This window comes from Methylorubrum extorquens (assembly GCF_024169925.1).
In the GTDB taxonomy this organism is placed as follows: Bacteria; Pseudomonadota; Alphaproteobacteria; order Rhizobiales; family Beijerinckiaceae; genus Methylobacterium; species Methylobacterium extorquens_A.
In genome coordinates this window covers 2,188,508-2,202,066 of record NZ_JALJXF010000001.1, presented here as the reverse complement: position 1 = coordinate 2,202,066, position 13,559 = coordinate 2,188,508, and the positions used below count along the sequence as shown (strand labels likewise).

The 13,559-nt window shown below is 68.5% G+C and carries 16 protein-coding genes; 8 read left to right on the top strand and 8 right to left on the bottom strand.

Annotation, left to right across the window (positions count from 1 at the left end):
• The first annotated feature begins 8 nt into the window (after window positions 1-8).
• The 3 genes from J2W78_RS10355 (at window position 9) to J2W78_RS10345 (ending at window position 2,007) form a co-directional block, all read left to right on the top strand.
• Window positions 9-287: a DUF2218 domain-containing protein gene (locus J2W78_RS10355; protein WP_253370297.1), complete on the top strand. Its 279-nt coding sequence runs from the start codon at window positions 9-11 to the stop codon at window positions 285-287.
• A 374-nt stretch (window positions 288-661) separates the two neighbouring features.
• On the top strand, window positions 662-1,162 hold the full coding sequence (locus tag J2W78_RS10350; RefSeq protein ID WP_253370295.1) for a GNAT family N-acetyltransferase: 501 nt from the start codon (window positions 662-664) through the stop codon (window positions 1,160-1,162).
• Window positions 1,163-1,329: 167 nt separating this feature from the next.
• Window positions 1,330-2,007, top strand: coding sequence for a DUF4142 domain-containing protein (locus J2W78_RS10345; RefSeq protein WP_253370293.1), 678 nt, complete (start codon window positions 1,330-1,332; stop codon window positions 2,005-2,007).
• 586 nt (window positions 2,008-2,593) lie between these two features.
• On the opposite strand, the gene J2W78_RS10340 is transcribed toward J2W78_RS10345, so the two are convergent.
• From J2W78_RS10340 to J2W78_RS10320, 5 genes are all read right to left on the bottom strand, one after another.
• Window positions 2,594-2,896: a hypothetical protein gene (locus J2W78_RS10340; RefSeq protein ID WP_253370292.1), complete on the bottom strand. Its 303-nt coding sequence runs from the start codon at window positions 2,894-2,896 to the stop codon at window positions 2,594-2,596.
• Window positions 2,897-3,096: 200 nt separating this feature from the next.
• Entirely contained in the window at window positions 3,097-3,885 is a 789-nt protein-coding gene (locus J2W78_RS10335; protein WP_253370289.1) for a TetR/AcrR family transcriptional regulator, read from the bottom strand.
• 70 nt (window positions 3,886-3,955) lie between these two features.
• Window positions 3,956-4,786, bottom strand: a complete 831-nt coding sequence (proC, locus tag J2W78_RS10330; protein WP_253370288.1) for a pyrroline-5-carboxylate reductase — start codon at window positions 4,784-4,786, stop codon at window positions 3,956-3,958.
• A 20-nt stretch (window positions 4,787-4,806) separates the two neighbouring features.
• A complete protein-coding gene (locus J2W78_RS10325; protein ID WP_253370286.1) occupies window positions 4,807-5,313 on the bottom strand; it encodes a YbjN domain-containing protein in 507 nt (168 codons plus the stop codon).
• A 458-nt stretch (window positions 5,314-5,771) separates the two neighbouring features.
• Complete coding sequence (locus J2W78_RS10320) at window positions 5,772-6,053, bottom strand: accessory factor UbiK family protein (protein ID WP_253370284.1); 282 nt, start codon at window positions 6,051-6,053, stop codon at window positions 5,772-5,774.
• A gap of 243 nt (window positions 6,054-6,296) precedes the next feature.
• On the opposite strand from J2W78_RS10320, the gene J2W78_RS10315 reads away from it, so the two are divergent.
• The 3 genes from J2W78_RS10315 to J2W78_RS10305 all read left to right on the top strand — a co-directional run bounded on the left by J2W78_RS10315 (window position 6,297) and on the right by J2W78_RS10305 (window position 9,303).
• Window positions 6,297-7,022, top strand: coding sequence for a response regulator (locus tag J2W78_RS10315; protein WP_253370282.1), 726 nt, complete (start codon window positions 6,297-6,299; stop codon window positions 7,020-7,022).
• Entirely contained in the window at window positions 7,019-8,512 is a 1,494-nt protein-coding gene (locus J2W78_RS10310) for an ATP-binding protein (protein WP_253370281.1), read from the top strand. Before J2W78_RS10315 ends, J2W78_RS10310 begins: the two co-directional genes overlap by 4 nt.
• Window positions 8,513-8,682: 170 nt before the next feature.
• On the top strand, window positions 8,683-9,303 hold the full coding sequence (locus tag J2W78_RS10305; protein WP_253370280.1) for a hypothetical protein: 621 nt from the start codon (window positions 8,683-8,685) through the stop codon (window positions 9,301-9,303).
• Window positions 9,304-9,526: 223 nt separating this feature from the next.
• Here J2W78_RS10305 and J2W78_RS10300 read toward each other — a convergent pair whose 3' ends face one another.
• Both J2W78_RS10300 and J2W78_RS10295 read right to left on the bottom strand, forming a co-directional pair.
• Window positions 9,527-9,820: a hypothetical protein gene (locus J2W78_RS10300; RefSeq protein ID WP_253370279.1), complete on the bottom strand. Its 294-nt coding sequence runs from the start codon at window positions 9,818-9,820 to the stop codon at window positions 9,527-9,529.
• A gap of 130 nt (window positions 9,821-9,950) precedes the next feature.
• Entirely contained in the window at window positions 9,951-10,607 is a 657-nt protein-coding gene (locus tag J2W78_RS10295; RefSeq protein WP_253370278.1) for a glutathione S-transferase family protein, read from the bottom strand.
• Between the two features lie 351 nt (window positions 10,608-10,958).
• Here J2W78_RS10295 and J2W78_RS10290 point away from each other — a divergent pair, with 351 nt between their 5' ends.
• Together J2W78_RS10290 and rpsU are read left to right on the top strand one after the other, a co-directional pair.
• Window positions 10,959-12,173, top strand: a complete 1,215-nt coding sequence (locus J2W78_RS10290; protein ID WP_253370277.1) for a polyhydroxyalkanoate depolymerase — start codon at window positions 10,959-10,961, stop codon at window positions 12,171-12,173.
• Between the two features lie 338 nt (window positions 12,174-12,511).
• Window positions 12,512-12,829 carry a 30S ribosomal protein S21 gene (gene rpsU / locus J2W78_RS10285; protein ID WP_012254978.1) on the top strand — a complete coding sequence of 106 codons (318 nt, stop codon included), beginning with the start codon at window positions 12,512-12,514 and terminating at the stop codon, window positions 12,827-12,829.
• Between the two features lie 97 nt (window positions 12,830-12,926).
• Here the strand turns inward: rpsU and J2W78_RS10280 are convergent, their stop codons facing one another.
• On the bottom strand, window positions 12,927-13,316 hold the full coding sequence (locus J2W78_RS10280; RefSeq protein WP_003604303.1) for a response regulator: 390 nt from the start codon (window positions 13,314-13,316) through the stop codon (window positions 12,927-12,929).
• Window positions 13,317-13,559 lie beyond the last annotated feature (243 nt).

The following is a 13,559-nucleotide window of genomic DNA, read 5'->3' as shown; positions in this document are numbered from 1 at the left end:
AGACCGACATGCCCGAGAGCCGCGCCGTCGTCAGCACCCCGCATGCCAGCCGCTACCTCCAGCAGCTCTGCAAGCACTGGGCCCACCGGTTCGAGACCGAGTTCAGCCCGACCGATGCCCGGATCGCGCTGCCGCTCGGCGAGACGCGGCTGAGTGCCAGCGCCGAGACCCTGACGGTCGGCCTGACGGCGCCCGACGCGGCGAGCCTGCCCGACCTGCGCGACGTGGTCGTGCGCCACATCGAGCGCTTCGCCTTCCGCGAAACGCTGCGCTTCGACTGGACGTGACGAGAGCATCATCCGGAAATCTGGTTGCCGGCCTTCGGAAAAAGATGATGCGAAAACAAAAGCCTAGAGCACCATCTTGGATCCGATATCCAGGACGATGCTCTAGGATCCGACAGGACCAAGACGCGCTTCGCATTGAGGAACCATCCACAAGACGGCACGGCGGCGTTGCTTCGGCCTAGCACGCCGGAACGATCGATTTCACGGCATCGGCGGCCAGGATCAACGTCGCGGCGTACTTCGAGGCTGCCCAAGCAGCGCCTCGGCATGGGGTTCGTCATCGTTGCCAGAACGGACCGGCCGAACCGGCTCTCGACGCGATCATGCCCTCTTCACACGGAGCGAGGACCGGAATGGGTGAGACGAGGACCGGTATGGATGTGACGATACGGGCCATGCGTGAGGCGGACGCGCCGGATCTGTTCGAGATCTACAACCAACCCGCCTTCCGTTTCGGAACGCTGGCTCTCCCCTATGAGTCGTTCGAGGCCGTGAAGAAGTGGGCGGAGCCCCGCTCGCCGCGGGATCTGCACCTCGCCGCACAGGTGGACGACCACGTGGTCGGGGCAGCGGCCCTGCGCCCCTTCTACGGCCGGCGCGCCCACGCGGCGGAGTTCTGGATCGCCGTCCATGAGGATTTCGCCGGGCACGGCATCGGTTCGCGGCTTCTCGCCGCGGTGATCGATACCGCCGACAACTGGATCAATATTTCGCGGATCGAGATGACGGTCTTCACCGACAACACCCGCGCCATCGCCCTCTACGAAAAGTTCGGCTTCACCATCGAAGGGACGCACAAGGCCGCCTCGTTCCGCAACGGCATCTTCGCCGACGTGTATTGCATGGCCCGTTTGCGCCCCTCGATCGGCCCCTGAATCCCGGCGGCAAACCCGACCCGGATCGCCCAAGCGTCTTCGTTTGAAGACATCCCTGAAACAGCAGGAACATTGCTGATTTCGCGAAGGTTTCGCCCGTCAGACCCCGGCACCGCCCAAGAACATCGGCGCCCGGCTGTCGTATCCAGACCGGGAGATCCGAGACCATGCAACGGCGCGATTTTCTGACGACCGTGTTGACGGCGACGGCGGCCCTGGCCGTCACCCGTACCGCCCTGGCGCAACCGGCGCCGGCCGGTGCCATGCCGGCACCCGTCTACCTCGCCATGGCGACGAAGGGCGGCCTGTTCCTTGAAAACACGGCGCGCGAGGCCCACGCCAAGACTCGCAATCCGCGCCTCAAGGTCTTCAGCCGGGCCGAGGTGACCGAGCAGGTCAACCTCGCCCGCAAACTCGACCCGTATGTGGGTGCGGGAGCGCCGATGGCGGGTCCGCCCGCCGGTCCGGGCGGCCTCGTCGGCGGCTTGGTCGAGGCGCCGCTGGCGGTCGCGGGCGGCGTCGCGGGGGCGACCGTCGGCGCGGTCGGCGGCGTCTTGGGTGTACCCGGCGAGCGCGGTCCCGGGGGTATGACGACGGACGAGCAGAAGGCTTCGATCCTGTCGCAGCTTTCCGGGATGCAGCCCGGCCCCGAATACGACGCGATGTTCGTCAACGCCTCGCTCCAGGGCCATCAAGAGGCCTACCAGATCCACGGCTCCTACGCGCAATCCGGCGACGACCCGGCCCTGCGCCGCATCGCGGCCGGCGCGCTCCCGCTGATCCAGCGGCACATCGCTCAGCTCTCGCGGATGCAGGCGACGATGGGCGGCGGACGGGAGGGCTGACCATCGTCCCGAAAAGGGGGCAACCGGCTTTCGGACAGCGACACGACAGGAACAGGAAGCCCCAGCGGACCGCACTCACCGAAGACCGGAGCGGTTCAACGCGAGGACGCATCGAACCCTCGTCTCCCGTGTCCGCTGACCTGATGGGGGCTGAGGCAGGCCCAAGAACGCGGCACATCGCTCGAATGCCGAGCTCCGGAGCGGAGCACCTCGAAACCGTTCAGAGGCCATGCCTCCAATGGCACGCGAAATGCCTCTTCAGTGTCTCTTCCGGCAGGCGGAACGAAAGCTTTAGCCTATCGTTCCTGAAACGAGACACTGAAAAGGCGCAATCCATGAACGCCGATGCGATCAAGAGCCGTGATGAAGCCCTGGCTCTGCTTGATGCCGAGTTGATCACGATCCACGACTTCATGACCCTCTGTGACTTGAAGGGGTGGGATCGGTAAAAATCCCAAGACAAGAGTGGTGTCTCCGGCGGTTTGTCGACCCCTTCGCGGTAGCTCGACACCTCCGTGCCGAGCGATGTCGGCTGAGCCTGTTGCAGGGCGCAGCTATCGAGAGCCACGAAAGATCAGCAAGACCTTCACCGCCAGAACGGCTGCCGTGCACCCGGTTGAGCCGGATACAACAGGGCAGACGGATTTTTGCCCTCGGCCGCCAATGTGCGGACCGTTTCCCAGTACCCTTTCAACCAGCGTCGGGCTTCGAGCACACCGACGACAACCCCCAGCATCGAAGCTGTTACAGTGGCCGTAACGACCTTCGACCAATCCCAATGCAGCACATATTCCTCGGGATTAGTCCCTGGCCCGATCAACATGCCGATGTCTAAGACAATCCCCAGAAGGGAGAAGCAAAAACCTTCTCCACGACGATTGCCGCACATTTTTATGCTTCGAATGCATGGGAAAGCCATCCCACTGATACTCGCCTCAAACGAAGCATGATCGCGCGACGAACCCGTTAAGCTGGCCTTCTCAGCAAGGGTTACGCACCGACTTGAGAGTCGGTGCTTCGGATCATCGTTCCGTGATCGGGCCGGCAAACGCGCTCCGACCCTGAACCCTCCCACTCGGAATTCTGCGCTCAGATTGCCGCAGCCGGGTCGCGATCCTCGCCATCACCCGCGGGCGGTTCCGTCCGGTCGCGGCGAGGGCGGCGCTCCAGAACGGCCCGGCCGAGTGCGCGCAGGGGCGCGGTGAGGCGGCGGGCGTCGTCGGCGCGTTCCATGATGGTCTCGCCGCGGCGGATCTCGCGGTCGAGCTTGGCCATGGTACGGGCGAGCGCCGGGTCGTCGTCATCGAGCCAGACCTCGACGGTGCGGGCGAAGGCGATCACGGTGCCCTGAAGCTTGAGCCGGCCGAGCGGCCCCTCCGTGTCGATGCCGGCGGCGGCCAGCATGTAGCGGTGGGAGTTCAGAGCCACCCCGTTGAGCGCCAGCATGGACAGGACATCGCCGCGCAGCGCGAAGGCGATGCGGCGCAGGGCCGGCTTGTAGGGCGTCATCGCATCGAGCCGGCGCATCAGCACGTCGAACAGGCGCTCGCGGGCCGGCTCGTCGGCGAGGTCGGCGGTGTCGACCTCCAGCACCTTGCGGTCGATGATCCGCGACAACCCGCCGAGCACGGCGCCCTTCGAGGGGAACAGGTCGCGCAATTCCGCGAGGCTCAGGTTCGCTTCCCGAGCGATGTCGCCGACCTCGATGTCGTTCCAGGGCTGCTCGGCCGCGAGCCGCATCAACGCCTCGACCGCCGCCTCGCGCGGGTTGGGCTTGTGCGCCGTCTCGGAGTTCGACGAACCGGATGGCCCGCCGGCTTTAGGATTGCTGCCGGTCTCGGGCTTGCCGCCGGTATTGGGCTCGGGGGCCGTTTCCATGATCCGTGCTCCGCATTCGGTTCACGTCTCATGTAGGGTCGGAGCCGCGCGCTTGAAACCGCTGGGCCTCTCAGCCGGACAATTCGCCCGCCCGCCGCCGCGCCGCCTCGACCGCCTCCCGCATCAGATCGGGCAGCGCCCCCTCGCGCATCAGCACGGCGAGCGCCGCCGCGGTGGTCCCGCCGGGCGAGGTCACGTCCCGGCGCAATTGCCCGGCCTCGCGGGCCTCGGCGTCGAGCAGGGCACCGGCGCCCGCGACGGTGGCGCGGGCGAGTTGCGCCGACAGATCGGGCGGCAGGCCCGCCGCCATGCCGGCTTCCGCGAGCGCTTCCGCCAGCAGGAAGACGTAGGCCGGACCGGAGCCCGAGACCGCGGTTACGGCGTCGATCAGCGCTTCGTCGTCGAGCCACGCCACGAGGCCAGAACGGGCGAGCAGCGCCTCCGCGCCGGCCCGCGCCTGCGGCCCGACCTCCGGGCTGCCGACGGCACCGGTCGCGCCCCGCCCGATGCTGGCGGGTAGGTTGGGCATGGCGCGCACCACGGCGCGGGCGGTCGGCAGGCGGCGCTTGAGGTCGGCGACGGTCTTGCCGGCCAGGATCGAGACGACGAGGGTGTCCGGGCCGATCCAGCCCCCCAGCGCCGGAGCCGCCGCGTCGAGAACCTGCGGCTTGATGCCGAGCACCAACGCTCCGGCCGGGGCGGCGGCCTCGGGGTTGAGTCGCAAGGCCCGTTCGGCGCAGAGCATCGCGATCTCCGCGGAGGGCTGCGGATCGACCACGGTCACGGCGGCGGGGTCGAGGCCACCCGCGAGCCAGCCGCGCAGCAGCGCCGCCCCCATCTTGCCGGCGCCGGCCAGAACCAGGGGCGTGGGGAAGGCGAGCGGGGCGTGGTCCGGTGTCATCACTCTTGATCTCGCGGCGGTTATGCCTCGCCCTCGGTCTCGAACAGCACCGCGTCGAGGGCCTCGCGGGCGCTCTTGCCGGCCCAGAGCACGAACTGGAAGGCCTGATAGTAGCGTTCGCAGGCGTCGGCGGCGGTCTTCATCATCATCGCACACTGCCCCTGCGTCGGCGCGATGCCGTCGGTGAGCAGCAGCGAATGGCGGAACATCACCACGCTGTCGGACGACCACAGATCGAAATGGCCGATCCAGAGCTGCTCGTTCACGAGTGCCACGAGGCGCAGAATCTCGGCCCGGCGCCGCTCCGGCACCTTGAGGTCGAAGGCGGCGGCCACGTGCAGCGACTCGACTTCCTCGATCCAGGTGAAGGCGACGTGATACTCGGCCCAGCGGCCCGAGACGGAGACCGACATCTCGTCGGTCTCGATGCGATCGAAGATCCAGTCGCGCAGCGAGGCGAGGCGCTCGACGACATCGAGCGGGTGCTCCGGCCGGTCGCTGTCTTCGATGAGGCTAAGCTGGGTCATGGCGATCCAAGTTGTCGGCCCGGTCGAGAGGCTCGATCGGGCCGGCGGGCAAAGCAGGGCCGTGACGGGAATCGAGGCAACGCCCGTCGATCTCCGTCCTGCGGAGGGGTTCAATCCAGATTTCGCCGCCCCAGGGTTTGGTTCCACCTTTCCGCCGGGGCGAATCAACTTCGGATCGTTTATAGCCCGCACGCCCCGCGGGCTTCAAAGCGTCGCCCCGGCATCAGCGGTGGGCAACGCGGCTATCCACCGATGCTTCCTGTGCAAAGAAATCCGGATGCGCGCATTCCCGCGAGGGTGAGTCCGGGCTGCCCGCTCTTCCCAAATCCGGTCGATCCTTTCGGGATGGCGGATTTGGGCTTCGGCGGGATCCCGTCGCGCTGGCGCGATGGGTCCCCTCCTCAGGCGCCGCGCGGGCTTGGCGATCCAATGCCCGCCTGATTCAAGCGGGGACCGGATCAGACCGCTTCCGTACTGCCGGCGCCCCCCGCCTCGGCGCCGAGCCGAGCCTCCAGCGCGTTCACCCGGGCGGCGAGCGCGTCGTTCTGGCTGCGGAGCGCCGCGACGAGGTCGCGCAGCACGTCCACTTCCTCGCGCGTGGCGACATCCATGTCGCGGATCAGGCGCTCGATCTGGCCCTTGACCATCGTTTCCGCCTCGCGGCGCACCCCTTGGGCCGCTCCGGTGGCGTCGGTGAACAGGCGGGCGACATCGTCGAAAAGGCGGTTCGAGCCTTGCATGGGGATTTCCTCCGGCGCCCGGACCTGTCGAGCACATGCCACCGACATAAGAATCGCAGGCCAGCAGGGCAATCGAGGGGCGCCGACGAAACGCTTGCGGCCGCCGCGGCGTGCGGGGAGCGGAAATCCGCTCCGGATTGTTGCCGCAGGTATCGGGGCCAGCTGCGGAAACCCGCGGTTACAATCTTCGCCGGCGGCCATACTTTCGGGCAGGCGGCGCGCGAGGTTAAGACGGATGCCGTCATGACCACCACCAACCTGCCGACCCCCCACATCCTCGTCGTCGAGGACGACCGCGAGATCAGCGCGCTCGTCGCGCGCTACCTGCGCGCCAACGAGTGCCGCGTGAGTCTGGCGGGCGACGGGCGCGAGATGGACAGGGTGCTGGCCGATGCGCGGGTCGATCTCATCGTCCTCGACCTGATGCTGCCGGGCGAGGACGGCCTGAGCCTGTGCCGGCGCCTCAGGGCCGCATCGCAGGTGCCGATCCTGATGCTCACGGCGAAATCCGAGGAGATCGACCGGATCGTCGGGCTGGAGATCGGCGCCGACGACTATCTCGGCAAACCGTTCAACCCCCGCGAATTGCTGGCGCGCATCCGGGCGATCCTGCGGCGCAAGGGCGCCGAGCCGCAGGACGGGGACGGCGCGCGCCGCTTCCACTTCTCGGGCTGGACCCTCGATGTCGGCCTCCGGCAGGTCTTGAGCCCGGAGGGCGCGCGCATCGCCGTCACGGGGGCCGAGTTCGATCTCCTCCACGCGCTGTGCCTGCGGCCGGGGCGCGTCCTCTCCCGCGACCAGCTCCTCGACCTGACGCAGGGGCGGGCGGCGGGGCCGTTCGAGCGCAGCATCGACGTCCTGGTCTCCCGGCTTCGCCAGAAGCTCGAACGCGATCCGCGCAACCCCGAGATCATCCGCACGATCCGCTCGGGCGGCTACCTGTTCGCGCCGGAGATCGGCCGCTCATGAGTCCGATGCGAACTACGGCGGAGCCGCCGGCTGCTGCCCCAGCACCATCGCAAACCCGGCCGTGGCTGCTTTGGCCTCGTCCGAAGAAGGCCGCCGGGCAGATCGCGCTCCTCGTCGTCGCAGCTCTGCTCGCCGCGCACGTGCTCGCGGCGGTCACGCTGCTGGCCCTGCGCGAGCCGTGGCGGCCGGACGAGCGGCCCGGCGTCGCCGCGACCCGGCTCTCCACCGTCGCGCGGCTGCTCGATGCCGCCGAGCCGGGCGAGCGCGACGGAATCCTCCGAGCGGCGGCGCGCGGCCTGCCGACCCTGCGCATCGCGCCGTGGGACGGCGCCGCGCCACCGGCGGGGCAGGGGAACACGGGCGAGGGGAGCACGGGGCAGGAGAGCACGGAGGACGGAATCGGCCAGCATCCCCTAATCGAGCGCCTGCGCGACGGCTTCGGGCGGGCCCTGCCGGTGACCGACCTCTCCCCCGGTCACGACCGGGGCAAGACCGGCCTTCTTCAGATCGGCATCACGACGCCGGCCGGCGCCCGGCTGCGGGCGGTTCTGCCCGACGATTTTCCCCGTCCGCCGGCGCAGGGGCCGATCATCTTCACCTTCGTCTTCCTCGGAGTCAGCCTCACGCTGCTCTCGTTCTGGGCGACGCGGGCGCTCACCGCGCCGCTTGCCGGCCTTGCCGCGGCGGCGGAAGCCTTCGGCACGGCGGAGGAGCCACCGCCCCTGCCCAAGCGCGGCCCGGAGGAGGTGCTGGCGCTCGCCCGCGCCCTCGACCGGATGCGCACCCGCCTGCTGCGCCTGCTCGACGACCGCACGCAGATGCTGGCGGCGATCAGCCACGACCTGCGCACGCCGATCACCCGCCTGCGGCTGCGCGCCGAGTTCATCGAGGACGAGCGCGCCCGCGAGATGACCCTGCGCGACCTCGACCAGATGAACGGGCTCGTGGAATCCGCGCTCTCCTATGTCCGGGACGGGCAGGGGGCGCCGGGCGAGGGCCAGACCACGCTGATCGACCTCGCCTCGGTGGTGCAGACGGTCTGCGACGGGTTCAGCGACATCGGCGCGGCGGTGAGCCTGGAACGGACCCGCCACGTCCTCGTGCGCGGTCGCCCCGACGACCTCCAGCGGGCGATCACCAACCTCGTCGACAACGCCGTGAAGTATGGCGGCAGCGCCCGCATCGTCATGGGCCCGGCGGGATCGAGCGACCATCCCGGCGTGGCGGTGGAGGTGATCGATAGCGGCCCCGGCATTCCCGACGCCGAGCGCAGCGCCATGCTCCAGCCCTTCGTGCGCGGCGACCGCGCCCGCAACCTCGACTCCGCGAGCGGCTTCGGCCTCGGCCTGTCGATCGTACTCGCCATCGTCGAGGGCCATGGCGGGCGCCTGACCTTGGAGAACCGCACCGGCGGCGGGTTCTGCGCCCGTATCGACCTACCGCTCGCCGCCGGACGCTCCCGGGAGGCGGGCCCCGCCAAGGCGGCGTGACCTCGCCCGCAAAGACTTCGCCCGCAAAGATGCGGCTCGACGTTGCCGGGTGGGGCTCCGGAAACATCCGGAAATGTTTCCGCCGCCCGGCGGCAAGGCCTCGTTAAGCAAACGCGCCCTTCCTGATCGCGTGGGCAATTTGCCCGCAAACTGCGTCGGAAGGGCCCGCCATGACCTCGATCTCGTCCACCACCACGCAAGCGATGCGTCCGCCGCCCCCGCCGCCCGGAGGCGGAGGCCGCTCGCGCATCGACGACCGGATCCAGCAGGGCGTCTCCACCGGCTCGATCAGCGCGACCGATGCCACGGCGCTGACCACTGCCCTCGACTCCATCGACACCAGTCTATCGTCCGATGCGACGGGCTCGACGTCCTCATCGACCGGGTCAGCCCGCGCGTCGCGCCCCGACCCCGCGGCGATGAAGGAGAAGATCGAAGGGCTCATCGCCGATCAGGTCAGCGCCGGCAGCCTCACCAGCGCGCAGGCCGACACCCTGACCTCGCTGTTCGCGAGCGAGGGCAAGGGCGACGCGGCGGGCGGCGGCCCGGGTGGTGTCGGAGGCCCGGGCGGCCCCCCGCCCATGGATGCCGCGTCCGGCGGTTCGGGCAGCCGTTCGAGCAGCGGAACCGCCTCGGACGGCAGCGACGCGAACGCCGCCGCGAGCCGGCTGCTCTCCGACTTCCTCTCCCAGCTCCAGGCGAACCTCGCCAGCGGCTCCGGTTACGGCGCCACCGGCACGTCGAGCGGAAACCGCACGGCAACGAGCCTCGTCATGGATTTCGACGCCTGATCCGGTTTCCGCTTGATCCAAGCGGGGACCGGATCAGCCAGCCCGCGCGGCGCTTGAGGAGGGTACCCATCGCGCCAGCGCGATGGGATCCCGCCGAAGCCCAAATCCGCCATCCCGAAGGGATCGAACGGATTTGGTATGAAGCGGTCTGGTCGAGTCGCCCGAGTGGTCGTCACCGCACGTGCCGGCTTTCGGGCCCGGCTCCGACCGTTCTCCGGCCCCCTCACCGGAGGCCCCAGCGCCCGACCGCACCCGGCTGGCCCGTGGCGTCGTCCACCACCACGCGCCAGCCGCTGCCGCGGCTCAACTGGCAGACATCCCAGAAGAGACCCGACTCCGTCCGTATGGGCGATGCGACGCCGATTGTGTCCGGGAAACCCGCTTCCGCTGCCGCCGCCACCGCGATCTCGGCCGCCCGTTCGGGGCTGAGCCGCCCTTGGAACGCGGCCTCACGCCGGGTCGAGCGAGAAATCAGGCGTCCCAGGATCGCAGCGATCCGAACTTTTACGCGGAGCATTGTTTGCCGCGCCCGAGACGGGTCCCTCAGGTTCTAGAGCATCATCCCGAAAGGTGGCTTCCGGCTTTCGGGATGATGCAAAAACAAAAAGCTAAAGCATCGTCCTGGATCCGGCATCCAGGACGATGCTCTAAAACTCCATGTCGAGTTCTTCGATCTCTTCGGGCTCGCTCTCGGCGAGCGCCGCCCACTCGTTCATCAGGTCCCAGGCGAGAATCGTGTCGCGGTAGGTGGCGGAGGTGAAGGGGAGGACGACGTCGTAGGTGCGAAAGCGGGTGCAGACCGGGGCATACATCGCATCCGCCAGGGTCGGCCGCGCGCCGAACAGGTAGGGCCCGCCCGAGCGCGACAGGCAATCCTCGAAGATCGCGCAGATCCGCTCGATGTCGCCCTTGGCCCCGTTGAAGACCTTGAAGCCGCGATGGAGGCTGCGCAGGTTCATCGGCAGCGCCGAGCGCAGGTTGACGAAGCCGCCATGCATCTCGCCCGACACCGCGCGGCAGCGCGCGCGCTCGGCGGGCACCTCGGGCAGGAGGCCGGCTTCCGGACGGATCTCGTTGAGATATTCGGCGATGGCGAGCACATCCCACACCACGATCGCGCCGTGCTCCAGCCGCGGCACGAGGAAGGACGGCGAGAGGTGGAGAAGTTCGGCTCGCGTCGAGGCGTCCGAACCGGACAGCACCTCCACCGAGAGATCGAGCCCGGCCATCCGGCACAGCAGCCAGCCGCGCAGGGACCAGGATGAGTAGTTGCGGCTGGAGATCGTGAGCGTCGCCTCGGCCATGGCTCTCTCCCCGGATGCGCGCCGTCCGAGCCTGCTGCTCCGGATCTGGCATCCGAGGTTTTCCGCGCAAGACTCATGCCGGATGTCGGGGTCTGCCGCCCGCCTTTCCGGCAATAGAATTCTTCTCCCGCGCGCCCTTATGCAAGGTGATGCATCCAGACCACAGGGACGCGATATATACTTTTGATCGGTTGCGCCCAATCCAGAACCGCTTAGCCTGCTTCGTTCGGCATCATCGCGCGGGGGGCGGCAGCGGCGATGCGGGATGCGAAGCGGGCGAATCCGGGCCGTTCGGGACGTTCGCAAGAGATGGATGCGTGCAGGCACCTTGCGCGCTTGGAGTTTGGCCCGATGCTCTACCAAGCCTTCGATGTCCAATCGGACATCGCCCGGCAGACCCGCCAATGGGGCCGCCTCGTGCAGGAGGCCTCCGCGCCGTGGATGCGGACGCCCTGGCACGACGCCGCGAAATGGTGGTCGGCGGGCGCGCGCATGATGATGCGTGCCGGCCTCACCTTCGCGCGGCCGGCCTACGGCATCCACTCCGTCATGGTCGGCAACCGCGAGGTGCCGGTGATCGAGGAGCCGGTGCTCGCCACGCCCTTCGGCACCCTGCTCCGCTTCCGCAAGGATATCGACACCGTCCAGCCCAAGGTGCTCGTGCTCGCCCCCCTCTCGGGCCACTTCGCCACGCTGCTGCGCGGCACCGTGCGCACGCTGCTGCCCGACCACGACGTCTACATCACCGACTGGCACAACGCCCGCGACGTGCCCCTCTCGGAGGGGCGTTTCGGCTTCGACGACTACGTCGATCACGTGGTGCGCTTTCTGGAGACCATCGGCGAGGGCGCCCACCTCATGGCCGTGTGCCAGCCCGCGGTGCAGGCGCTCGCCGCCACGGCGCTGATGGCGCACACCAAGAACCCGGCGCAGCCGCGCAGTATGACCCTGATGGCCGGACCGGTCGATTGCCGCGTCAGCCCGACCTCGGTGAACCAGCTCGCCACCTCGAAGCCGATCGAGTGGTTCGAGAAGAACCTGATCGAGACGGTGACCGGCCGCCACAAGGGAGCGGGGCGGCGGGTCTATCCCGGCTTCACGCAGGTCTCCGCCTTCGTCTCGATGAATGCCAAGCGCCACAGGGACGCGCATACGGACCTGTTCTGGCACTACGTCGACGGCAGCGCCGACAAGGCGCAGGCGATCGAGACCTTCTACGACGAGTATTTCGCCGTCCTCGACCTCGCCGCCGAGTTCTACCTCGAGACGGTCAAGATCGTCTTCCAGGACTACACCCTGGCCCGCAACCAGCTCACCTATCGCGGCGAGCCCATCGACATGGGTGCGATCCGGCGCACCGCCCTGATGACGGTGGAAGGCGAACGCGACGACATCTGCGCGGTGGGCCAGACCATGGCCGCCCACGATCTCTGCTCGGGCCTACCGCCGCACATGAAGAGCCACCATCTCCAGACGGGCGTGGGCCATTACGGCGTGTTCTCGGGCCGCAAGTGGGAGGCGCAGACCTATCCGCTCGTGCGCAACTTCATCGCCTCGCACGCCTGAGGCTCTCTGCCCTTACGGGACGAAGCCGGCGCCAGCCATGACACGCGTTTCCGGATCGGATAACGCCATGGGCGACTTCGGCCTCGCTTCGCGGGGGCAGGATAGGGAGAAACCGCGCGGCGGCGGCTTTGCAAGAGGCTTTCCCGCACTTCCAACACGAACCTGTTTCGTGTATGCCGCGCGCTCAGGTGCAATTCTTTCGCACCGATTCGGCTGCCGTCACGACGCCTCCTCCGGAATGCAGCCCGGAGACAGGGGCGCCCGACGGCTTTTTCCCGGTTCGGCCGGGAATCCGGGGCCGGTGCGGTTCGAAACGACAAATCTAGGGGTTGATTCCGTTGCAGGTACTCGTTCGCGATAACAACGTCGATCAGGCGCTCCGCGTCCTCAAGAAGAAGATGCAGCGCGAGGGCATCTTCCGCGAGATGAAGCAGCGCAAGGCCTACGAGAAGCCCTCCGTGCGCAAGGCGCGCGAGAAGGCCGAGGCTGTCCGCCGCGCCCGCAAGCAGGCCCGCAAGACCGCGATCCGCGAGGGCCTGATCGCCGCTCCGAAGCCGAAGCCCCGTACCGGCGCCCCGCGCCGTCCCGGCATGCCGAGCTTCTCGCAGCAGCCCGCGGCGGCCCCCGCCGCCGCTCCGGCGCCCGCCGCCTCCTGATCCGCGCCGGCCGCCGCGCGCGGCCCGCAATCTCGCGATACGAAAAAGCCCCGCCGGCTCGACCGGCGGGGCTTTTTCATTCTCAAGAGGACCAGTGTCAGGCGGCCTTGGCCGTCAGGGTGGCGCGCTCGGCCTGCCGCAGCAGCTCCAGCGGCAGCCAGGGCTTGCGCATGTAGACCGCGTGCGGCGGGATCTCGGTCCGGCGCTCCTCGCGCGCCCCGGACGTCACCACGAGCCGCACCTCCGGCCAGCGATCCTCGACCGCGCGCGCCAGCGCCGCCCCATCCATCTTGCCCGAGAGCCGCGTGTCGGCGATCACCATCGCCACGGTCACATCCCCGCGTTCGAGCACGGCCAAGGCGTCCTCGGCACTCGAACAGGCGATGACGTCGAGGTCCGTCTCCTCGATCAGGACGGTCGCGAGGTCACGGGCAGCCTCGTCCTCCTCGACGACGAGCGCGACCGGGCTGTCTCCGGAATGAGCCATGATGTCTCCCTGAAACTGTGCGAGCGGTTCGAAAGCGGCGGCCCGGCCATGGGCACGCTGCGGCGGAATCGGCGGCGCCGACGATGCTTGCCCTGCGACAACAAGTTTGGGGATGATCGGTTCAGCGAAATTGTGCCGGCCCGAACCCTTCCGATCGATCCCTCCCTTAACGGACTATTCACCACACGGAACGAATTGTTACAGTCCGGCGACACGCAGCGGTTCGAGCGGACCGATGCTTGC